Genomic DNA, 24,565 nt, shown 5'->3' with positions numbered 1-24,565 from the left:
TACTATTTAAAAATTTATTATATATTAATAATTAAATTTTTAGGAGGATTTATATATGGCACTATTTACATTCAATAGCAATGTAGGATCTCCATCAAATATAATTGAACCAATTCCTAAAAATGCTAATCTTCATAAGCCAACTGATTTTGTAGAAAATGATATTGGCTCTTCTAACTCTAAAAAAAACAAAAAACATTCTATTAAGAACTCTTATCCTATATGCGGGAATGTTTGGTGTGACTTAGATGGTAATGGCATTAAAGACTCTACAGATACCCTTTTAAGTGATGTTAGAATTGAGTTATATAATTTAGATAATTTTAATTCTCCAATATTGACAACCTTCACAGATGTTAATGGTAATTATGAATTTAAAAATATTCCTCTTGGTTATTACTTTGTACGAGCTAGACTGCCTAATAATTATACTGTTATAAAAAAATGTACCGATTCACTTATAAATGATAGAACATTATTATCAGATAAGATATATAACGATAAAAGTGGAATTCATATACCTATTGGTCTAACAAAACAGTTTAAAGTAAGCGGTATTGTTTTTTCTGATAGTGATAAAAATGGTATATATAACGAATCTAAATTAGGAATAAATGATTTAACTCTACAGTTGTATAATAGCGATAATATTCTTATGGCTTCAATCCAAACCTCTGATTTTATGAAATTTAAAGGTTATTATGAGTTCATAAATATTACTCCTGGTTTTTATAATTTAAAAATACTTATTTCAGACTCCATAAAACTTTCAAACTCTAAAATTAATGAGTATTATGGCTCTAAAATTAATTCATCTACAGCTACTATGAACTTTAAGGTTATTGATGGAGACATACAGAATATTTTTATTGGAATAATTAAATAAAAACCTACCTAATTTAAAAGGTAGGTTTTTTTATTTTACTCTTCTTTACATTCTAAATCATTTTTAACTCGTACTATAATAAATCCTAGTATTCCAAGGTAAATAACTAATCCTTCTAATGCACCAAAGCCAATTGTATAGCCAAGTTTAACGCATTGATTATAACCAAAACTTAAGAAGTTTTCTAACATCTTAATCCTCCTAATAAAGTCTTTCATTAAACATATATGAATAAAAACCATATAAATAGAAGAGGTTATACAAAACTTAAAAACAATTATTTTGTACAACCTCTTTAATGATGATTTTTATTTTATAAATATGCTAATCAATGATATAGCGAATATGATTTGGCAAACTCCTACAAGGCCTCCATAAAGCATTGATTTTGGACCTTCTTTTACTAAGTCCCCAATTTTTACTCTCATACCTATGCCTGCTAAGGCTATGATTTCAAAATTAGAGCTTATCCACTTAAATGTACTTCCAACAATACCTGGAACCATTCCAAGAGTATTTAGAATACATACTATAAAAAAACCTATTATAAACCATGGTATATGTACCTTATGTGTTGGTTTATGGTGATGGGCTATTTCTTCTTTATTTTCTTCATTAACTTCTATTTTGGCAAAAACTAAAACTACTAAAACTAAGAATATTATTCTTATTATCTTAAATACAGTAGCAAGTTCTACAACTGGATCACCAATAAATTTAGCGGAACCAATAACTTGTCCTACAGACTGAAGTATTCCTCCCATTAGTGCAGAGGTCTGTAAAACATCATTGTTATAAAGTATAGCTGTAAGTACTGGTAAAAGAATCATTAATATAGTTCCAGTAACGTTAACTATTGTTATGGCAATTACTTTATCTGAATCCTTAGCTTTTATTACTGGAGATACTGATCCTATAGCCGATGATCCACATACAGCATTTCCTGCTGACATTAAAAGTGAATACTTTTCTCCAAAGCCTAGTTTTCTTCCTATAAAATAAGTTATGGCTATTGTTAATGTCATTAAAATAGCTATATATATTACTCCATTAAATCCTAGAGCTATTATGTCTGTCATATTCAAAGAAGCTCCCATTAAAACAATTGAATAGTTTAAAAGATCTTTCTCTGAAAATTTAGTTCCTTCATCATATTTATCACTTTTTAGAAATGTATTTCCAGCAAAAATCCCCATAAATATTGCAAAGGTAGCTGCCCCTATAGTAGGAAATTTATTTCCTAAAACTTCAGCAATAATGCCAATTATTAAACATATAATAAGACCTGGTATTATTGATTTAATTTTTATTCCTAATTTCTTTGTCATATGTTACCTTTCTTATTTTCATATTAAGTAAATGCCATAAAAGATTATTTTATGTTGGCTTTACGAAATTATTATACATATGTATATATATAATTAAAAATACTAAAAATTTATATATAAGATAAGTTTTTAGTTATATAAAATAAAGGAAATGAATTTTAGATTCATTTCCTTTATCTTTTCAATTTCTACAAATAAGAAATTACAGCATGACATATTATTTTGGAAGTATTTTATAAAAAGATTATGAGTAGAGACTAGTTTATAAATTTATTAGTTGATAAAGTCGGTGGGAGTTTAACTTACTATAAATGTAATTACCCATAATCTTTGTTATAAAACACTGTGAAATGATTGATATTTTATTATGTTGTTTGATTAAAAGTTTTTCTTATAGCCCTTAAGAGCCAAAAGAATTTTTATCCCTAGAAGTTTGACCCCATTCTAGAAATATTCGACTAAAATTCAATTGTGAATCAAGTCTAAATTTATGTTAACTCCATTCAATTATTTTGAATAAAGAGCTCCACCAATTAATTCTTCTTCCTCTTCTACATATTCTCCAAGCTTTGGATTTATAGCTTTGAAGAACATATTTAAGAAGTTTAATAACATAAAGAATATTACATATGTTGCTATAAATATTTCAACATCACCTAAGAATTTAAATAAGGTTGCCATTCCTGTATAGCCTAAACCAGTAAAATAAGTTGTTAACTTAAATGCTGATAAAGTAGCTATTGCTAATGGGAATGTAAATGCTGCATATGATGGTTTAAAACCTTCTTTAAATAGTTTTAAAATATATCCATAAACAACTACAAGTAATATTAAACCTGTTACTATTAACCAAGCTAACATATATGGGTTAGGGTTTGGTTCTATTGTTAATATACCAACTACTCCAAGTGGAGCTGGTGAACAAATTATACCTACTGTTGGTAATTTATGATCATCTAATATCTCGCTTTTAAATACTATATATAAAACCACTGGTAGAAGAATTGTATAGAATATAAATCCGAACATAAGCATAAAATGTGCTATTTGTGGGATTTGAGAAATTACTCCATCCATACCTTTACTTGCTACACTACCTGTTATCATACCTGTATAAACTATGAAACAAGTTGGCATTATGTTTTCAAATTTTCTTTCTTTAAATCTAATTACTGTATAAAAAATCACTATTCCATAATGATATATTACTGCTGCTATCCAAAGCCAACTACATACTACTGGGAAGTAAGGATAGAAGAATCCAGATACTAGCCAAAGTACCATTCCCATTGTAGGATAGAAAGTTCCTGTTACTGGGTTCTTAAGTTCTTCATACATAAGCTTTGGAAATTTTACAAATCTTAAAAACATTAAGAATAACATGCAAACAGCTAAAAATATCGCTATTGGTTTAAAATAATTTATTCCTTTTAATTGCCAAGAATTGCTTAATGTTATAAAAGCTAAACAAGTTCCGCTAATTCCTATTGGCATATTTTTAAGTTTATCTAAATATTTTCCCATCTATCTAATCACCACTTCCTACTCACTTTATGTCTTTATTATACTTCCATTTACTTATAAGTAAAAATACTTATTTTGCATATATACAATAAGTATTTACTTATATATGATTTTAGTATATCTCCACAATGCCAAAACCTCTTATTCCTTTATTTCAAAGGCTTCTAAATATCTATCCCTTATTTTTGTAAATATTTTTATAAAATACTCAAGAAAAAAGCTTACTATGATTCACAACTAAAATTTCCAATTATTTTTAACATAAAAAGTTCTTTAAAGAAGTCATTATGATAACTTGTAGAATAGTAAATAGTTTAATCTATTGACACTCAAATATTTAAAAAGTATTGTATATATAGACCAATCGTTATAATTATTAGGAGAAATAATATGGGAAATAAAATAGATACTAGAGAAAAAATACTAATGACATCATCACAAATGTTTTTTTCAAATGGATATCATGCAACAGGCCTAAATGCAATTTTAAAAAAAAGTGAGTCTCCAAAAGGGTCACTTTATTATTACTTTCCAAATGGAAAAGAAGAATTAGCATTAGAAGCTATAAAAGTAGTAAGAGAATCTATTAAAAAAGATATAAAAGAAAAATTATATTCATGTAATAATCCAATAGAAGGAATACAAAAAGTAATTTTAAATATTGCTGATATAATAGGGCGAAATGAAATAGAAAAGGGGACAACGGTTAGCCTTTTAGCATTAGAGGCATCTCAAACTAATGAAAATTTAAGAAAAGCATGTGCAGAAACATTTGGAACTTGGGAAAACTTATATGAGGATAGATTATTAGAACTAAATATAGAAAAAGAAGATGCCATAGAAATTAGTAGGATGATTCAAATAATGATTGAAGGAGCTATTGTAATGTCTTTAACAAAAAAGGACACTAGTTCACTTATACTAGTTAAAGATAATATAACTAGTATTATAAATAAGTATATAAAATAGATTTGTTTTAATAAAGGATATTTTATATAATACCCTTTATTATTTTTAAGATAATTATATAGACTGGTCTAATTATAGAAAGAGGTTAAAAAGATGAACACGAAAGAAAAAATATTTAAGATTATGGGAGTATTACTATTTGGTGGATTTATGGCTCTTTTCAATGAAACAATAGTAAACGTTGCGCTTCCAAAACTTATGGAAGAACTTAATGTAACGGCTCAAACAATACAATGGCTAAGTACTGGATATCTTTTAGTTATAGGAATATTAGTCCCTGTAACTGCATTTTTGATACAAAAATTTACTCTTAAACAACTTTACATAGTTGCAATGAGTTTATGTTTACTTGGAACTATCATAGCAGCAAGTGCACCAAGCTTTTCTTTTTTACTATGTGGTAGATTAATACAAGCTTCAGGTACAGGAATGTTAGTACCAATAATGATGAATACAATAGTTGTAATAAGTCCTCCAGAAAAAAGAGGAGCAGCAGTAGGTCTTGGACTTTTTGTTATATTATTTGCACCATCAATAGCACCAAGTATATCAGGATTTATACTTGAAATGTTATCATGGCGTTATTTATTTATAATAGAAATACCTTTAATAATTATTGCAATATTAGTTGGATACAAATACTTAGAAAAAGTTACTGAAGTAACCAATCCCCAAATTGATATACTATCAATAATTTTATCAACATTAGGTTTTGGCGGAATTATAATGGGCTTTAGTTTACTTGGAAATAGCAAAGCAATTATCGCATTTATAGTAGGAATAATATCACTTATTCTTTTCTCAATTAGACAATTAAAATTAGAAGAACCAATGCTAGATTTAAAAGTTTTTAAATCTCCAATATATACTTTAGGTGTAATATTTGTAATGATATCTATGATGACTTTATTTGAAACTTTAGTTGTTATGCCAATGTATTTAGAGGGAGCATATCATTTAACACCACTTCAAGTTGGATTTGCAATACTTCCAGCCGGATTAATAAATGCGGTAACTTCAATCATAACAGGTAATATATATGATAGATTAGGGGCTAAAAAAGTAGTTCCTTTTGGATTTGTTATATTAGTTGTATGTTTTTATTTATTATCAAGAGTTGAAGTTAGTACAAGTTATAGCACAATAATAATATTACTTTGTATATTAAATGTAGGAATGCCACTTGTTATGACTTCATCACAAACAAATAGTTTAAACCAATTGAAACCAAAGGAATATCCACACGGAACAGCAATAATTAATACAGTACAACAAATTTCAGCTGCAATGGGATCATCTTTATTTGTTAGTTTAATGACTACTCATAAAAATTCTTATTTAGAATCTATTTCTGGAGCTATAAGTAAAGAACAATCAGCTTTAGCATTTACAAAAGGTTTTAATTTCACATTCTTAGTTGGATCTATTATCCTTTTAATAGGATTAATTGGTTCATTAAGTTTATTTATAAATAAGAAAGATATAAGAGAAAAGCAAAACTTAGAATACTTAAGCGAATAAATTTATATTAGTGGTAGCACCAACATTTCCGCCCCCGTTACTGAAAATAGTATAATAAATTATATAGAAAAATATAAAAATCCACTCAAAAATTCTTAAAACCTATATGAGGGAGCTTACTCAGTATGATGGCTCCCCTTTTAGGTTGTAGACCCAACACAATTCTGCATTGCGTCTTAAGACGCTTAAATCGCTCCGTCAGCCTATTTCAAAGACTTCTAAATATCACCTCCCTTGTTTTCGTAAATATTTTTATAAAATACTCAAGAAAAAAACTTACTATTTCTATATTAAGTTTTGATTTTATATTTAAGCGAGTTATTTTTAGTGCAACTTTATGGGGAATTCCTATGTATATTGCATTTAGTTTTATGATTAAAATTTCAGAAAAGAATGTCAATAAAGGTGCAAAGTCTTAAAACTCTCTGAAATAAATTTTCAAAGTTTACATTTTTTAAGAATTTTGATACAATATTAACAATAATTACATAATATTTACTATTTATAAATATTTTAGTTTTATATAAAATAGGTATGTTTTAAGTAAGTTTTAGATTTTAGCCAGACTTTAATATTTATTTAATTTATCAAAGTATTAACCATGAAGTTATTCTTATAGTTACATCTAAAAATCAACACTAATTTAAACATATCTTAAAAGCAAAATATTTTGAAAAAAAGGAGGTCAAAATATATGAAAAAAGCCTTTAAAACATTAGGATTCGTAATAGGATTACCTCTACTTTATTACTTTATATCCAGTTTAGTTTCAGGATTTTTTATTGGATTTTATTTTGTCGTTAATCAGGTAGGATCAGATTCCTTCAATGTACTAGAAGTTTTAACGCCTGTTATGTATCACCTATCTTTGGTTTCTGATTTAATAATGCTTCTTGTACTATTTTTAATATATTTAGGAGCAAAAGAAAAACTATTTAAAAGTTGTAGATTTAATAGAATTCAAGGTAATACTATACCGTATATTATTATTTTTTCTATTGGTTTAACAATGCTTATATTATTCTTAATGGGTGTTTTTAGTAGCTTGTTACCTAGTATATTTGAAAGTTATTCAATTGTTGGTAACGCAATGCTTGCTACTCACAATTCAGTATTATCACTTATAATAGTTATAGTTTTAATACCAATCTTTGAAGAGATATTTTTTAGGGGAGTAATTTTTGGTTTTTTAAGAGATAATTATAAGTTTCCAATAGCTTTAATAGTACAAGCTTTAGTCTTTGGTATACTTCATGGTAACTTAGTTCAAAGTGTTTATGCATTTATATTAGGATTATTCTTAGGTGCAATTTTTTACTACACAAACTCCTTATATGCATCAATACTATCTCATATAACTTATAATTTATTTGGTATTTTAATACTTCCATTAATAGTGTCTTCATTACAAGGATTCTCACCAATATTAGTTAATATAATTTTTGTAGCAATTGCATTAATCTTATTAATCTTCGGAAGTATAAAACTTATTAATACATTAAAAAAACAGACTATGTTTTAAAACTAAAATTAAAATTCTAGATAAACTAATACTTCATAAATTATAAAATATACCAAAACAAAAGTTCCTTATGAAGTTTAGGAACTTTTGTTTTTTTAATATATTTGAATTTTAAACTCAAGGAGATGGTTTGATGTCTAAATTAAAATTAATCCTAAAGGCAGCTTTAGGACTTCCATTCTTTTATTTTATTAACTGTGGTATTTCTTATTTTATAGTACTTACTATATTATCCCTAACTTCAGGATATACATCTGATCAATTACACTCATCACCACATTATATAGGACTTGTATCTAACTTATCATATATATTAGGGGCCATCCTAACTCTTGTAATGTATAAGATTATTTGTGAACCAAGTAATTCTCAGATTATGAAAATGTGTAAATTTAATAAGATTTCATCTAATAAAATTACCTATATAATCTTATTTTCTTTAAGCTCATCAATCTTAGTAAATTTAATAAGTTGTATAGTATATCCCCTTTTTCCTAACCTATTTAAAAGCTATGAACATATTTCTAGAACATTAGTATACTCATCCAGTACATTTTTTGGAATTTTTACAACTGTTGTTATAGCTCCTATTTTTGAAGAAATATTTTGTAGAGGTCTGGTTTTTGGATATCTAAGAAGAGACTGTAAGTTAATTACTGCTTTAATTCTTCAGGCTTTTGTTTTTGCCTTTATGCACGGAAATTTATTTCAAGGTTTTTATACCTTTCTTCTTGGTATATTACTCGGATTATTAGTTTATTATACAAATTCAATTTATTCATCTATGATTGGTCATATAATATTTAATACATTAGGTTCTGGAGTACTATCTTATTTAAGTGATTACTCAATCTTATCTAATATAATTATTGTAATTTCAATTCCTTTAGCTATATTTACTGGAATTAAATTGTTTAGAAATAGTGGTCAATTAATACCTGAAAAGCAAATTGATACAAGCAGAATTTAGATTATTATTAAAATTTATATTAATATTTATGAATTTCTCAATATAACCAATTAACCCTACTTGAATTAAAGTGCTATAGTTAAAGAAATGGCTTATCTATTAAATTTTAACTTAAGAAAAGGAGAATAAAAAATGGAGTCTCAAGTAAATAAGGTAAACTTATCTTTAAGAATATTTAAGTTTTTTATAACTTTATTTTTAGCCGTTATAATATACAAAGCACTCCTTACACCTATACTAACAAAAAAACTTAGTATAATGTTTTATTTGTTTTTTTGGTTAGTTATATCTTATTTTGTTTTGCCTATTTTAACTAGATTAATTACCAAACTTTATCTACCTAATTATTATATTGGTAGAACAAAAACAAGTGATGGATTATTAGGTGACCCTATTAACCTAGCTTTTTATGGTACAAGAGAAAATATTATTAAGGCCTTTGAAGCTAGTGGATGGCATGTAGCTGATGACCTTAATATTAAATCTTCCTTTAAAATTGCCTTAGCAAGTGTTCTTGCAAAATCTTATCCTACAGCTCCTGTTAGCTCATTATTTTTATTTTCAAATAAACAGGATTTAGCCTTTGAAAGAGAGATTCATGGAAATCCTAGAAAAAGACATCATATTAGACTTTGGAAAACTCCTGAAGACTGGTACTTGCCTGGTGGGTTTAAAGCAGATTGGCTAGCCGCAGCAACTTATGATAGAAATGTTGGTTTATCTCTTTTCACTTGGCAAATAACACATAAAATAGATGCTAATATAGATAAGGAAAGAGATTTTGTTATAGACTCATTAAATACTAAAAAAACTATTGAAAATGTTAATGTTATTGAGCATTTTACTAACAGTTATAACGGACGTAATGGTGGAGGAGATAAAATCTTTACAGATGGTTCTCTTCCATTTGTAACAGTAAAAAAGAATGCTTAACAAAATAAGATTAAGATAAATATCTTAATCTTATTTTGTTATATAAATTATATCAAACTTATTAATCTATTATACAGTTATACTTTATGTTATTTAGTTACTCTATACTTTACAACTTTTATAATCACAAAATAGAAACTAAATAAAAGTTTCACTTAACAGTTTTTCTTAATTATTTTCAACTAATTTTTTTAACTTAATACTATAAGGTATATATAAAATTAAGCCTATTAAAAATGTTATAAATTCTGCTATTGTCATAGACCAAACTAATCCATGTAAACCATAAAACTTATGAAGTACTATTACCACAGGTATATATAAACACCCTTGGCTTATAGCCATAATACCTGTTGATATTCCTTCCCCAGAAGCTTGATATATTGTCATAAATAGAGTTGTTAATCCATTAAACAAAGCTGATATAAGCATTGCCATTAATACATATGCACCTATAGATAAAACTGCAGGATCACTTGAAAATGCTTGAACAACTTGATTTCTAAATATAAATACAACTCCAACAAATACTACCGAAATTGAAATTATAAATAAAGCAGAGTATTTTATTCCATCTTTTAATCTATGTAAGTTTTTATTAGAAAAATTGTAAGCTATAAGTGGCATTACGCCTAAAACTATCCCCATAGTAAAAAACTCAGGTAACTGAACTATTCTAAGTGCTATACCGACCCCCGCAACTACACTATCTCCATATTGCATAGAATAATTATTCAATAATAAAGTAGTTACAATTAAGAATGCACATTGAATTAACTCAGATACACCAATTTTATATATTTCAATCTGATCACTTATATTAATTTTAAAATGATGTAAAAATCCTCTTAGATTTTCACTTCTTTTATCTAAATACCATACGTAATACGCACTTGATGCAATATTAGCAATTACCATTGATAAGGCGGCTCCATAAACATGCATATCAAGAATTAATATAAATAACACATCTAATAAAATACTAACTGCAACACTAACAAACATACCGTACATTGATTCCTTTGATGCACCTTCTGCTCTTACAACTTGCTCTAGTCCAAAGTTTAATATAATTGCAAATCCACCTGCAAACAATGTAGTTGCATATTGTCTTGTATAGTCTAGTGTAATTGAATCTGTACCTAATAAATTAACTATTGGCTCCATAAATAAATAAGCAATAAATCCTAATAATAAACCTGCAATAATACTTCCATAAAAAATATATCCAACTACTTTTTTAGCCTTATCTCCTTCATTTTTAGCAATCAATCTTGTTGTAAAACTTCCTCCCCCTACACCAAACATATTCCCAAATGCCATTAAAACTGTAAATATAGGTAAACCTAATGTAATTGCACTAAGCATTGCAGTATCATGAACTAAACCTATAAAATAAGCATTTATTATATTGTAAATAGTCCCTACAGACATACCTATCATCATAGGTATAGATAGATGAGCTATAGCCTTTTTTATAGGCTCATCCCTTAAATATTTAATATTTGATTCATTATTTTCCATCTTAACCTCCTTAATAAATATTCTAATAATTAGAATTCTAACTATTTACTTAAAAATTTTTAAATAAATAATCTTGATCATTCTAATTATTGGAACTCTAATAATTAGAATTCTATGTTTTATTATATTCTCCATATAATTACCTGTCAATCATCAGTTCAATTATTTTATTAAACTTAATTAAATTATATAAATAAAATAAGAATGGTGATTTCAACGTATATCACCATTCTTATCTTGTATTATTATCAATTTTAATAAGCATATCTAAAAACATATTTTTTTCATCATAAGTTAGTGAAGAAGTAATCTCTTCTTCTATTTCCATAAAAATTTTCTTGAACGTCTCTATTAATTCTATTCCTTTAGGTTCTACATAAATATTTTTCTGTCTTTCATTGTTTGAAGGTATCTCTCTTCTTATATAACCATTTTTCTCTAATCCTTTAAGCATACTAGTTATACTTGCTGTTGTTCTTCCAAATACATCAGCTAAATCTTTCTGAATCAATCCATCATCTTGATGTTCATAAATATATTGTATTACTCTACCTTGTTGAGAGTTTAATCCTAATTTTTTTATTTTTTTATCTGCTTTAAACATTAAATTTCTTGATATCATGGCAATAAGATTTGTGTAAATTGTATCTTCATTCACTTTAACCACCTCATTTCATACTAACAATTTGAATTCTAATTGTCAATTTGTTTGATTTCATAACTTCCTAATAAGTTGTTTACTTTAAATTTTTTATCTTTTCGTTTATAAGTTTTAATAATTCTTTTCTTTCTTCTTCATTTTCAAATGCACCACTAGGAATAATTATTGCGCTTAAATCATCAACATATACATATATATGAGTATCTACATCCTCTACTTTCTCTATTTCATTCCATGAAAATTTCGCAAATCCATCTTTACTTTCATTTCTAATTCCATATTGATCTATTATTAAAATTTTTTCAGAACAAATACGTTTTGATTTACTAAAGGTTCTTTTTAGTTGAGTATTATATCTAAATTCTATAATTTTTGGGTAAAAAACAACCCATAATAAAATTATTGTTATGCAAACTATCAAAGATGTACTATCTATTTTATGACTTTTATCAATTAAAACAACCAAAGTAAATGTAAAAACAATAATAATAGGAATTATTATACGCAGTAAATTTATTCTTTTCTGGATAGATAAATCTTTTTTGAATAAATACATACCCCATTTTATAAAATCATCTATACTATTTTTATATTTTATTCTCATGTTAATACAACTCCTATTGTAGTAATAAATAACCCAGTATATAAGTTAAATTATTTTAATTTTATCTATAACATTTTTAGCTATAAATTATTTACTATTACTATATAAATTAGTTAATTTATATTCTTTTATCTTCTTTACTTCATTTACTAATTCTCTAGCTACAATAATCCCAACGTTAATAATGTGTATTCTATTAAAATTTATTGTATTAATAAATTCCTTTAATATATTAATACAAAAACTCTAATTACTTATGTCATAAAAAAGTAAATCATTATTATTAATTTAAGCAATATATTTTTATTTATTATCTAGTTCATCATCCTTAAATTTCTTTAATTTTAATAATGATACTCCAGTTATATTGCTAATAGTATCTATAGAGATTCCCTACTCAATAGCTTTTAAAGAAATTTTTATATCTTGACTCTCTAAACTATTGATATACCTATCCAACACATTAAAATATGTATTAAATAATTCTGAATTATCCTTACTATATTCAATATAGTTATTTTCATCTAACTTTGTAGTATATTCTTTTAATTTAAAATAATTTATTAATAAAAAATAAGCACTACTTTCTAATTTACTATCTTCAGAAATTTCATTTATATTTCTAACTTTTTCAATAATCTAATATTCATTTAATATTGCTATATTTCTAAATTTAAATCCCCTTATATTGATTTTTTTGTAATACTACTATTTATTTCTAGTAAATTTAGTTCATCATCAATATAACTATAAGAATTATACTTAGTATATATACTATTAGATTCACAGACTACGGATTCTAATAAATAATTCATTTGAATATCTTTTAGCTTATACTTATATTTGTATTCATCTAAACTTTCACTAATATCATTAGAATTTACTGCATTGATAAATTCCTTTGACATATTAACATAAGAACTTTGATTGTTATTTATATCCTTAAAAATCAACTTATTTATATCTATGTACTTTCTTCTATCTTTTGCTAAAAACTCAACTTCAAAAACTTTTCGACTTAATGCAATTACTTGTATAACTTCAAATAACACGAAAAATAATATAAGCATTGTTTGATTAGCTAAAATACAGATAATTAAAAGAATTAATGTTCCTACTGGACCTATTATTATTGTCCTAACTTCATAATTTCCCCCAATATATTCTCCTTTTTCAACTAATCATTTTAATTTTATACATAATATTAGACTTATTAAATTTAATACTACACATAACCCCTCTATTAATATCACAAATTTATCCCACTTTATTACTTAAAATAACTATTATAAAGTAATTATACTAATTATATTAGAGATTTTGAATGAATATCATAATATAAATTCTATTTATTATAATAAGTAAATTAATATATACATTGGATTTTCTAAATTTTATTTATAAATAATTTATATTTTTATACATATATGTTAAAATATTTTATAACTTTATATGAAATGAGTTAATGATTTTATGGTTAAAGAAAAAGATTTAGAGTCTAATCGTCCACTTATATTAGCAGTAATTTTTTTTGTAGACTTTTTTTATATTTATTTTATTTATACATAACTTTAATATTTTTATATAGCCATATTTAATATTTTTTTTTGATAAATTTAATATTATTTATGAAAAAACTATATAGTTTCATAGATTTGTACACTGCTATCTCAATGTCATCTTTTTCACTATTTTTATTTTTAGCTGGTTTATGTAAATTAAATGAAATGCTTTCTACAGCTAATTTTATTAATTTATCTATTTTATTCACAATAATATATATTTTAATAATTATTCTATCAATAAATCATATGAAAAAGTTTTATACTTATAAAAGTTATCAAAGTAAAATTTTAAGACATTCCCCTAAATATGATTTAATAGTTATTGGTAGTGTATTAGGCCTGCTTTTATCTAAACTAAATTTGAACCAAGATTTGATTATTACTTTAGGCATGTTATTACTTAGTTGTAGATTTGCAGTATGTTATTAACATTTTTATAATTTAATCCAATAGCTTTTACCACTATGTGTATTAGTCTTAGTTTTATCAAAAAAATACCATGTAACTCTAGAAGCTCAATTTTACATTACTCTACTAACATACTGTATTAAATGACTTATCTATCTAACTCTTAACTATTACAACCTAAAAAATAATTTAAATTTTAAAAAACTATATTTATTATTTCTATATCTAGTTTTTTATTTATTTCTTGTTCAACTTAAAATATTGAAACAGTTAATATCCCATGCGAAGCTGATTATAATAATTTTAAGGTAAATGTTGAATATACTAAATATTATCCTAATTATTTAATTACAAAATACTATTTAGCTCTTCCGGAAAATAATTCTACATATATAAATAACATATTTAATATATTTCTATATTTAATTTTATTAAAATTCTTTCTTACTTTAAAATACAATTATATCTATATATATTAAATATATCATAAAAATGTCAAAAGGACTGATTTTTTGAATAATAACTTTTTAAAAGAATTTACTAAATACCCATCAAAGGAAATAGCCGATAAGATATTTAAGTGCTGTTTTTTATTAAACTTCTTTTTTGTTCCATTAATTTTTTTCTGGTATAAAATAAAGAGTAGTTTATAAATTTTAATAAAATTTTTAACTACTCTTTATTTTAAAAATTATTTATTTATATCTAGTATTTCAATATATTTTGAATCTATATAATTAGATAACCATACATTATCTTTTCCTATATAAAAATCAATTCCATCATTCCAAGCAGCTAATGAATTTATCTTCAGTATTACTGGTTTCTTATCATATCTTAATCCTACTTCATATGCCTCATTAATATTAGTTGTTAAATGCACATATTGTCTCTGCATAGATTTTAAACCAAATTTAAATATATTATTAATTGCCTTATTACTTGTTCCATGAAATAAATATTCAGGTGGTTTACTTTTATCTTTCTTTATTTTTTTTATAAACGAATGTCCATATACTGCTCTTATCTTATCATTGGCTACTTCAAACCTTTTTTTATCTGAAGTTTTAATTATATGTTTAATTTCATTCTCAGTTATTTTTTCAGGATTAATTAAATTTAAAATAGAAATTAATTCCTTTAATTCTACCCACCCAAATTCATCAACTATTAAATCATATTCAATAGCTTTATGTCTTAAAATATATGAAATGATTTTACTTACTTTTTCATAATCCATAAAAATCATCTTATTCTAATTCAATCTTATTAAATTCTATTAATTCGTCTATAGCATCTTTAAACCATAACCAAAAATTATTATATATTGATACTTGCTCAAATCCTTCTGATGCGAAGTCATGTATTAATTGAACTTGTCCTTCAATATCACCAACTTCAAAACATGCTACATCATCATTATCAGCTCTTTTAGCAAATGGTATTAATTTTCTTTTTGGATATCTTTTCTTTAATCCATTTAACTTATTTAAGAATTCATCTCCACTAAGTATATACCATACATCAAAATCTATTAAATTAAGTTCTAAAATTTTAATAAATTCCTTTGGATAGCTAAACTCTTTATAATCTATATTTTTTTCTAAATCTTTTATGTTCATTTTACATACCAATCCTTTCAATTTCATAATTTCCTAATGGGTTATTCTCTCTAAATTTTTTATTTTGCTTACCAATTCTAAATCTTATTGCATCTCCCCAAGTTTTTGGCACTTTATCTTTAACAGTAAATCTTTCAATCATCTCTTTATCTACTAATTCTTCAGTTTCTTCATGTATATTAGCTAAAACATTAGTTTTAGTTTTTCTAGCTGCAACAACTCTAGTATTATCTATCGTAGTTAATTTTCCATCTTCCATTTTTATAACATCAATAGGATCACCTTTCCATCCATTTTTCTTCATACTTTCAATTATTTCTCCAGCTCCATTTACAGATGATTGACTAAACCTAATTCTTTCTGGATCTAATTTTATTGTTTTTCTAGAAGCTTGTTTTAATGTTGATATTATTCCATCAGTATCTCTAAATGAATTATGAAAAATTACTGAACTTAAATTAAGTATTAATGATGTTCCCCTACTAATTTCTTCACCTGTTATTATATCTTTTCCAACTATAAAATCAACTACCTCTTTTGCAAGCCCAACTCCTGGAACAAAACCTATTCCAAATGATAAAATTTTATTTATTATAGGATTTACTGCATATGCATGATGATATTTTTCTAAATCCTCATAAATAGGCATTAACATATATTTACCTGATATATACTGCCATCTAAAACGTATATCATATCCGTTTATATTAGATGTAATTATTCCAAATAATTCATTTGGTTCCACATTAAATCTAGCATCTTCATTTCCAGAGTTTAATTTTATTATATAATCTGAATGTACATAACCATATCCAGAACCATATTTTATTTTAAACCAAACAACTCCATTATTGACTAATTGTACTACATCTCCATCTTTTAAACTTCCAATTACTTCATAATTTGTTCCTGGTCCCTTTCTTACATTAAGTGATGTTTCAATACCAGTTACCATACCTTTAGCATACACTTCTGTTTTATTAGGTGCTAAATCATCTATATCGCTTCCACCTGATGAACTACCACCAGAACCACCGATTAGGTTTGTTACTGCATTTGTTATTTTTTGTAGATATCTTCCATTAACTACATCACTATGACTCTTAGTTGATCCTGGTAATTCTATTAAGGCTGCTTTTGCTCCTATGGATTTTGCCCATCCTATCATGAATCCTCTATCATCACCATATCCATATCTTTGTTCAAATCCAAATTGATTTCTAAAATACTGACCTATCTCTGGATTTCCTATTGCTGCGCCTTCCCATCCGTGTAAGTCTATTACACACATTTCTCCTGATGTTCTATTTTTAATACCTTGAATAAAGTTACGTAACCCTCTTGACTCTGGTACACTTAATGGTTCATTTCCTGAATGGTATCTTGGTACTCCACCTTTTGAAAATCCTAATGGGAAATCTCTATTACAATCTACTGCGCCTACTATAGTACATCTTCCTGGTCCATTATTAGTAAAACCTTCTGATAATCCATCTGGATTTGCTACTGGAATTATATATAGTGACCAGTTATTTGTTGATGCATTTTGGAAATGCTCTATAAGCCCATTACCTATTCTAGTTAATTCAATACCATCTGCTGGCCAATTATCTTCCCATCCATGTATTGCACATACAAATACTAATGAATTTGAGCCATTACCAACCTTATAAGCTGCCAACTCTCTACCTCTACCACTTGTTCCATATACTATTTTTTGTGCATTTGTTATGCTAGGATAAGGTATGTCTACTCTAGTAGCTGCTGATCCTTCATACTTTACATACCCTGATTTTGTGTTAGGTCCTTTATCTGTATCATATACAACATGTTTCATTCCATTTTTCTCATATAATGGTGTTGCTGCTTCATATGGATTTAATGATCCTAAGTGTCCACCATTTTCATCTAATACTTCTTCTGGTGTACTTCCATTGTGCCATGAATATTGATTAAAGTATCTTATTAAGTTAGTTGCATTTGTTACATAACCTTGTCTTACTACATTTCCAGCTGGATATTGTACTAATGCTAATTGTTTAGTATATCCTACATCTAAAACTGTTATCTTATCTCCTACACTTACACTTCTACCTGGTATTAAGTTACCATTTGCATCTCTAAGATATAGCTCATCTCCAACTACTTCTGCATTGTTATCATATGTGAATCCACCTGGTACAACTTCTCCTGGTGCTACTCCATTAAAGCTGCCACCTCCAGTAGAACTTCCTGAACCTTCATAATGAACTAATCCTGACTTTGTAAGTTTACCTTTTCCTGTATCGTAAGCAACATATGTCATACCACCTACTTTATAAAGAACTACTGCTCTTTCTCTTGGATCTAATGTTCCTATTTGAGTTGTTTTATCAAAGTCATATACTGGCTCAGGTGTTGAACCATTTACCCATGAATAATCATCTTTGTATTTTATTATGCTTGTTGCATTAGTTACATATCCTTGTCTATATCCTGAACCTGTTGGATATTGAACTAACACTATATTTTTTTCATTACTTATAAATAAAACAGTAATCTCATCTCCATCACTTACTGTTCTACCTGGAATTTGATTTCCATTAACATCTCTTAAATATAAGAAATCTCCTCTTACTACTGCATTTGTTGGAAATGTAGGGGTACTTCCTACTAAATCTCCTGAACCAACATTTGGAATTATATTATTTGCCATTTTAAGCCCCTCTTTTCATTTATTCTTTTGCTTTTTATCTTTTATCTTTTATCTTTTATCTTTTGTTCTTATAATTTTTTATCTTTTGTTTATTGTTTTTACAAAAATCAAGCTTGAATTTGTCTTACATAATATAAAAAGTAATTTTCTTTTATTTTGTAACCCTACAAAATAATTTTTTTTGCTAACTTGTGATTTAAACTTCAAAATAACATTCTCAGTATTAAATCCATTTAGTATTTCACCTCCTTCAAATTAGCTTCTAAAATTAGCTTTCATAAATAAAGAAGTAATTTTATTTAAAAATGTAACCCTAAAAAATAAAAAAAGCCGATATTTTCATATCGACTTTTTATAATTTATTTCTAAATCTACTTATAACCTACTTTCAATCAATTAAGTTTAATTTTAATTTTTTGTATAATAAAACTAAATAACATCTTTAAGCTTTTTTAAAGCTCTATTTTTAGTCTTATTCACAGCTTGTCTAGATATATCTAACATTTCTCCTATTTCTACATCACTTCTTCCTTTAATAAACTTATATTGTATTACTTTCTTTTCTTTTTCAGTAAGAGTTTTTAACAAATCATTTATTAAAATATTGGAATCTACCAATAAAATATTAGAATCATCCTTAAATTCATTTAAATCAAATTCATATGTACATATTAAATCATCTAATTTTCTTCTTTTATTTATAGACATGTCTTTTTTTCTATGTACTATAGCTTTATTTATATATTTAACTATACTTCCATCATTCTCAAAACCATCATTCATAATAGGAATTTTTTTACTACTTTTAAAAGAGTAATTATTAAATCATGTTCATTATCTTCTATATCATGCTTGTTATAAAATTTACTCCTATCAAAAGATACCTTATTAGAGTTTATCAATCTTCTAAATTTATTGACTATATACTCCATTGCAGTTTTATCTCCATTCTGACATAATATAATATTTTCGTATAATTCACTCATAAAAAATCTCCTTTTAATTTCTTTTACTAAGTAAAAACAAGTTAAAAGAAAAATTGTAAACCAATTATGTATAAAATATTATATTTATTTACATTAAATCCATTTGTATACTTTTTGTAACTAAGTTCACTTTAGATCCTTACTTTTATGTATATACGTATTAAATATCTCAGAATAAAAAAACCGTACTCCTATTAAATATAGGTGCACGGCTTAAAACTAACTATTATATGCTTCTTCAATTAAAAAACTTTTTTCATTACTTATCATTTAATTTATTTTTAATATCTTCTACATCTTTTTTTATGGTTGGTAACAGCTCCGTAAGTTCTTGTATTATACTTTGATAATTACCTTCTCTTTTACTATTTTCTTTTAAAACATAAAATAACAAATAAGAAAATAATACAGCAAATCCACCTTGAGTAACTATTAATTTAAATACCTCATTCTCCATATAAATTAATCCTCCAATCTATTTTTAAATTAGGCCCTCTTTATGTGCATACTAATTCTTTAGTTTACTTCCTATTTATCTAAAGCTATGTTTTAAAATAATCCTAATTTTACTCAGAATTTAATCTTCTTTAAAATATTTAAAGTTATTACGAATTTAAAACATATTTTTATCTAAAAAATGAGCATGCTCAAATTTATAACCTAAACAAATTCAAGCTCACTTCTATGTAACAATAAAAATAGATTTTCAAATTAACATAACTAAAGAACTTCTTTAAGTTTCTTTAAAGCTCTGTTCTTAGTTTTGTTTACAGATTGTCTAGATATTCTAAGCATTTCACTTATTTCTCTCTCACTTTTTCCTTCTAAAAATTCATATTCTATTATAAGTTTTTCTTTTTCTGTAAGAACCTCTAATAAATCTCTTATAAAAATTTCTGATTCTATATCTGGCGTATAATATTCATCTCCAAACTCTACCATGCTAGATAAATACTTATTCATAATAAAATCTTTCTGTATGTTTTTATTGGCATACATATACCTTCTACTGTTTTTAATTGATTTATAAATATAGTTAACTAAACACCCTTCATTCCTAAAACCAGGATTTTCAATTGGTATTCTTTTAACTATATTTAAAAGGTTCATTACTAAATCTTGTTTATTATCTTCAATATCATAATTATTGAAAAATCTATTTTGGTCAAAAGACATTTTAGAAGAATTTATTAATCCTTCAAATTTATTTATGATATATTCCATAGCATTTTTATCACCTTTTTGGCACAATACAATATTTTCATATAATTCACTCATACAAACTCTCCCCTAACTACATTGCTTATAAAAGCAAAATAAAATTATATCTGATTATTTATTAGGCTATGTTTTAGGTGAGTGTTGATTTTTAGCTGGTTCTTCAAATCTAACTTACAGTTCTATCTAAAAATCAACACTAGTTTAAAACAACGCCATTTATTAAAATTAATAGTATTTTTAACATGGTAGAGTTTGCATTTGATTAAGAAAATTATTGTTATTTGCACTTTGTTCTAATTCTATGCGAACATGTGTTCGTATTAAATGTTAAAACTTTTCCATGGAAATGTCAAGAAAAACATTTATTAACATAAATTTTAAGCTCATTCCAAATAAGTATTAATTTTCAACTAGCCATGAAAATGGTCTTACAGTTTAATCAGAAAATCAAAATAATTGAAACATACAAAGTTTGTCCTTTATTTTAGATAAATGTTCACCTTAAGTCAGTTTTTTACGAACCTCTTAAATCATAACTAAATAAAAATGCTATTATGTAATATAAAAAGATTACTTTATTCATTCTGTAAACCTAAATAAAAAAGTTTATTTATAAGCCTCTGTTTAGGCTCATATTGATTTAATATTGACTTAAAGTTCTCTCTAAATACCAACACTAATTTTAAATAGAGCCCTTAACAAAAAAAACTGTATCAAAACTTTAAATAATAAAGTTTTGATACAGTCTATTAAAATCGCTCTATATTCAATAATTTATTCTACGCTCTTTCATTTATGTTTTTCTTAGCTCCTAAATATGTTGCTAAGAAATAGCCTCCATAAATTATAACAAGAACTATTGCTGTCATAATTATATTTGGCATTATACTAGCACTTCCAAACATCTCTACAATATGAGATGAAACTTTTAGTCCAACTATTGCATGTACTATAGCTAAAGATAATGGAAGCATAAAATATATTCCTACTTGAGTGAATACAGACTTATTTATCATCTTTTGATCCACACCTATTTCTTTCAATAATTTATATCTCTCTATATTATCTGTAGACTCTGTAAGTTGTTGAATAGCAAGTACAACTGCTGATGTTATTATAAAGATTAAACCTAGGTATATTCCTAAGTAAGCTGCTGTAGCCCCTAGACCAGCCGCATTACTATATATTTCTTCATTTGTTATTGAATATACTTCATTATCTACTAACTCATCTCTTATACTTTCTAACTCTGTCTTTGTAGTAGAGTTATTATTTAACATAATATTAAATCTACTATATATAGGTTTTAATCCATCAAGTAAAGAATCATTAACAACAAAAAGTAAAATATCAGCCTTCATAGTATAATTATATAAAGTTACATCTTCATACTTTTTATTTGCTGGTTCTAAAATTTTTCCTGAAATATTTATTTTCTTTCCTACTTCTAAACTATTGTTAACCCATTTTTGCATATCTAATATATTCCCAACTGCTAAATATTGATTTTCTTTTAAATTAACAGGTTCTTTTCCAAGCATTTTTAATGTATTATTATATCCCTTTTCTCCAATAACCATTATATTATCATCATGCGCTATTGGAAAATAATTTCTCATAGCATACATTCCTTCTTCTGATAAGAAATTACTATATTTAACGCCACTATCATACATAATTATATTTGAATCCTCTTTTGCCACAGAAGATATATCAATATTTTTTTCTTTTAATAAATTTTCTATATTTTCACCACTATTGCTCCAACAGCTAACATCAAACTTAGTTAAATCCTTTAAATCAGCATTTAAAGCTTTATTTATTCCTAAGCCACCTGAGAATGTACAAATAGCTAAGAATAACATTAAACATATAAATGATAATGATACAAATGCTGTGTTTATTTTACTACTTATTTGTTTCATAACAAACATATTTAAATCTCTTAAATAGAATTTTTTATTTCCTTGAATCACCTTTAAAAAGAATCCTGTTAACGAATAAAAGAATAGAAATGTCCCAACACAACCAAATACTATTGGTAACCCAAGAACATTAAAACTAGCAACAGCAATACCATCATTTATAACCTTATAATAAGCTATTCCTAACATTCCTACACTAATTAAAAATAGTATTACTGATACCCATAAGTTTTTAATAGTAGGCTTTTCATTTCTTCTTGAAGCTGTTAATAAATCTATTAATTTAATCTTTCTAATACTTATAAAATTAAAAATTAACACAACAAGATATATTACTGAAAAACATAATACTGTTTTCTTAAATCCACTTGGAGAGAATACAAATTGAAACTTAGTAAGGTCAACTTGGAACATATAAGCTGTTAATACTGAAAGTGCTTGAGATAGCATTATTCCTAAGATTAATCCTATACCTAATGATATAGCCCCTATAAGTAAAGTCTCTAGGAATATCATTCTTGATAATGTTCCATTCTCCATTCCAAGAGTCATATAAACACCAAACTCTTTTTTTCTTCTCTTTATTAAATAGTTATTTGCATAAATTATTAGAAATCCTAAAACAAAGGCTATGAAAACTGAGAAATATCCCATGAAAGTTTCTGCCATATCAAAAGCTACTTTCTTTTGTTCATTAAGATCCATCATAATACTTTGTGATTCTATTGAGTTAAAAGTGTAGAATATACAAACTCCAAATATCAAAGTTAAAAAGTATATTACATAATTCTTATAACTCTTTTTTATATTCTTAAAGGCTAATTTAAAGTACATTATTGCTGTCACCTCCAAGAAGAGTTATGACCTCAATTATTCTATTAAAAAACTCTTTCCTTGAATCAGTTCCTTTTATAAGTTCATTAAATATCTTACCGTCTTTAATAAATAAAATCCTGTTTGCATAGCTTGCTGTAAACGCATCATGAGTTACCATCATAATTGTGGCATTTAATTTCTTATTTAAATTTTCTAAGCTTTCAAGAAGCATAGTTGCTGCCTTTGAATCAAGTGCTCCTGTTGGTTCATCAGCTAATACTAAAGATGGATTAGTAACTATTGCTCTTGCCGATGCTACCCTTTGCTTTTGTCCACCTGACATTTCATAAGGATATTTATTAAGTTCATTACTAATATTTAAAGCTTCTGCCACTTCTCTTACCCTTCTATCTATTTCCTTGTTATTAACTCTTTGAATTGTAAGAGCCAAAGCTATATTTTCATAAGCTGTTAAAGTATCTAAAAGGTTAAAATCTTGAAATATAAACCCTATTTTCTCTCTTCTAAACTTAGCTAACTTTTTAGAATTAAAAGTTGTAACATCTTCCCCTTCTAAATATATATGCCCACTAGTTACCTTATCTATAGTTGATATACAGTTTAAAAGTGTTGTCTTACCACTTCCTGAAGCTCCCATTATTCCAACAAATTCGCCATCTGAAACAGTAAAACTAATATCATTAATAGCCTTTGTAACGTTGCCCTTTTTACCATAATATTTTTCTATATTACTTACTTTCAAAATATCTTTACCCATAATCCTTCTCCTTTAATATACTTCTATTTAACCCGCGGTATCTCATCTCTATAATTTAATTCTAAGTTATATTAAAATTTCAATCCATAGAAGTATATAACACCAAA

22 protein-coding genes are annotated in these 24,565 nt (G+C 25.8%); 6 read left to right on the top strand and 16 right to left on the bottom strand.

Annotated features, from left to right (window positions below; translation table 11 throughout):
- The first annotated feature begins 55 nt into the window (after nt 1-55).
- On the top strand, nt 56-886 hold the full coding sequence (locus AC2A4K_RS00925) for an SdrD B-like domain-containing protein (RefSeq protein WP_322505200.1): 831 nt from the start codon (nt 56-58) through the stop codon (nt 884-886).
- Nucleotides 887-921: 35 nt separating this feature from the next.
- On the opposite strand, the gene AC2A4K_RS00920 is transcribed toward AC2A4K_RS00925, so the two are convergent.
- From AC2A4K_RS00920 to AC2A4K_RS00910, 3 genes are all read right to left on the bottom strand, one after another.
- Entirely contained in the window at nt 922-1,077 is a 156-nt protein-coding gene (locus AC2A4K_RS00920; RefSeq protein WP_322505199.1) for a hypothetical protein, read from the bottom strand.
- 117 nt (nt 1,078-1,194) lie between these two features.
- Entirely contained in the window at nt 1,195-2,214 is a 1,020-nt protein-coding gene (locus tag AC2A4K_RS00915; protein ID WP_322505198.1) for a YeiH family protein, read from the bottom strand.
- A 507-nt stretch (nt 2,215-2,721) separates the two neighbouring features.
- On the bottom strand, nt 2,722-3,738 hold the full coding sequence (locus AC2A4K_RS00910) for a TDT family transporter (RefSeq protein ID WP_322505197.1): 1,017 nt from the start codon (nt 3,736-3,738) through the stop codon (nt 2,722-2,724).
- Nucleotides 3,739-4,128: 390 nt separating this feature from the next.
- Here AC2A4K_RS00910 and AC2A4K_RS00905 point away from each other — a divergent pair, with 390 nt between their 5' ends.
- The 5 genes from AC2A4K_RS00905 to AC2A4K_RS00885 all read left to right on the top strand — a co-directional run bounded on the left by AC2A4K_RS00905 (nt 4,129) and on the right by AC2A4K_RS00885 (nt 9,653).
- Nucleotides 4,129-4,707 (top strand): TetR/AcrR family transcriptional regulator, encoded by a 579-nt coding sequence (locus AC2A4K_RS00905; RefSeq protein ID WP_322505196.1) that lies wholly within the window; start codon nt 4,129-4,131, stop codon nt 4,705-4,707.
- Between the two features lie 93 nt (nt 4,708-4,800).
- A complete protein-coding gene (locus tag AC2A4K_RS00900; RefSeq protein WP_322505195.1) occupies nt 4,801-6,228 on the top strand; it encodes an MDR family MFS transporter in 1,428 nt (475 codons plus the stop codon).
- Between the two features lie 694 nt (nt 6,229-6,922).
- Nucleotides 6,923-7,750: a CPBP family intramembrane glutamic endopeptidase gene (locus AC2A4K_RS00895; RefSeq protein WP_322505194.1), complete on the top strand. Its 828-nt coding sequence runs from the start codon at nt 6,923-6,925 to the stop codon at nt 7,748-7,750.
- 133 nt (nt 7,751-7,883) lie between these two features.
- Complete coding sequence (locus AC2A4K_RS00890) at nt 7,884-8,720, top strand: CPBP family intramembrane glutamic endopeptidase (RefSeq protein ID WP_322505193.1); 837 nt, start codon at nt 7,884-7,886, stop codon at nt 8,718-8,720.
- A 132-nt stretch (nt 8,721-8,852) separates the two neighbouring features.
- Entirely contained in the window at nt 8,853-9,653 is an 801-nt protein-coding gene (locus AC2A4K_RS00885) for an LssY C-terminal domain-containing protein (protein ID WP_322505192.1), read from the top strand.
- Between the two features lie 168 nt (nt 9,654-9,821).
- Here the strand turns inward: AC2A4K_RS00885 and AC2A4K_RS00880 are convergent, their stop codons facing one another.
- The 13 genes from AC2A4K_RS00880 to AC2A4K_RS00820 form a co-directional block, all read right to left on the bottom strand.
- Nucleotides 9,822-11,177 (bottom strand): MATE family efflux transporter, encoded by a 1,356-nt coding sequence (locus tag AC2A4K_RS00880; protein ID WP_322505191.1) that lies wholly within the window; start codon nt 11,175-11,177, stop codon nt 9,822-9,824.
- Between the two features lie 232 nt (nt 11,178-11,409).
- Nucleotides 11,410-11,835 (bottom strand): MarR family winged helix-turn-helix transcriptional regulator, encoded by a 426-nt coding sequence (locus AC2A4K_RS00875; protein WP_322505190.1) that lies wholly within the window; start codon nt 11,833-11,835, stop codon nt 11,410-11,412.
- Nucleotides 11,836-11,914: 79 nt separating this feature from the next.
- Nucleotides 11,915-12,442, bottom strand: coding sequence for a YcxB family protein (locus tag AC2A4K_RS00870; RefSeq protein WP_322505189.1), 528 nt, complete (start codon nt 12,440-12,442; stop codon nt 11,915-11,917).
- A 683-nt stretch (nt 12,443-13,125) separates the two neighbouring features.
- Entirely contained in the window at nt 13,126-13,512 is a 387-nt protein-coding gene (locus tag AC2A4K_RS00865) for a hypothetical protein (protein ID WP_322505188.1), read from the bottom strand.
- A gap of 1,594 nt (nt 13,513-15,106) precedes the next feature.
- Nucleotides 15,107-15,655, bottom strand: a complete 549-nt coding sequence (locus AC2A4K_RS00860) for an RNA 2'-phosphotransferase (RefSeq protein WP_322505187.1) — start codon at nt 15,653-15,655, stop codon at nt 15,107-15,109.
- A 10-nt stretch (nt 15,656-15,665) separates the two neighbouring features.
- Complete coding sequence (locus AC2A4K_RS00855; protein ID WP_322505186.1) at nt 15,666-16,058, bottom strand: hypothetical protein; 393 nt, start codon at nt 16,056-16,058, stop codon at nt 15,666-15,668.
- The gene (locus AC2A4K_RS00850) at nt 16,039-18,732 is read right to left on the bottom strand and encodes an SH3 domain-containing protein (protein ID WP_322505185.1); all 2,694 of its coding nucleotides are present in this window, start codon (nt 18,730-18,732) and stop codon (nt 16,039-16,041) included. Before AC2A4K_RS00850 ends, AC2A4K_RS00855 begins: the two co-directional genes overlap by 20 nt.
- A gap of 429 nt (nt 18,733-19,161) precedes the next feature.
- Nucleotides 19,162-19,515, bottom strand: a complete 354-nt coding sequence (locus tag AC2A4K_RS00845) for a sigma-70 family RNA polymerase sigma factor (RefSeq protein WP_322505184.1) — start codon at nt 19,513-19,515, stop codon at nt 19,162-19,164.
- A complete protein-coding gene (locus AC2A4K_RS00840; protein WP_322505183.1) occupies nt 19,512-19,718 on the bottom strand; it encodes a helix-turn-helix domain-containing protein in 207 nt (68 codons plus the stop codon). The genes AC2A4K_RS00845 and AC2A4K_RS00840 overlap by 4 nt, the downstream gene beginning before the upstream one ends.
- Nucleotides 19,719-19,977: 259 nt before the next feature.
- Complete coding sequence (locus AC2A4K_RS00835) at nt 19,978-20,175, bottom strand: BhlA/UviB family holin-like peptide (RefSeq protein WP_322505182.1); 198 nt, start codon at nt 20,173-20,175, stop codon at nt 19,978-19,980.
- A gap of 263 nt (nt 20,176-20,438) precedes the next feature.
- Entirely contained in the window at nt 20,439-20,996 is a 558-nt protein-coding gene (locus AC2A4K_RS00830) for a sigma-70 family RNA polymerase sigma factor (protein ID WP_322505181.1), read from the bottom strand.
- 722 nt (nt 20,997-21,718) lie between these two features.
- A complete protein-coding gene (locus tag AC2A4K_RS00825; RefSeq protein WP_322505180.1) occupies nt 21,719-23,698 on the bottom strand; it encodes an ABC transporter permease in 1,980 nt (659 codons plus the stop codon).
- Entirely contained in the window at nt 23,688-24,458 is a 771-nt protein-coding gene (locus AC2A4K_RS00820; protein WP_322505179.1) for an ABC transporter ATP-binding protein, read from the bottom strand. The genes AC2A4K_RS00825 and AC2A4K_RS00820 overlap by 11 nt, the downstream gene beginning before the upstream one ends.
- Between the last annotated feature and the right edge of the window lie 107 nt (nt 24,459-24,565).

Source organism: Clostridium sp. LIBA-8841 (assembly GCF_057782475.1).
Note: the sequence above shows the minus strand (reverse complement) of the source record. Positions and strands in the feature narration are given on the sequence as shown.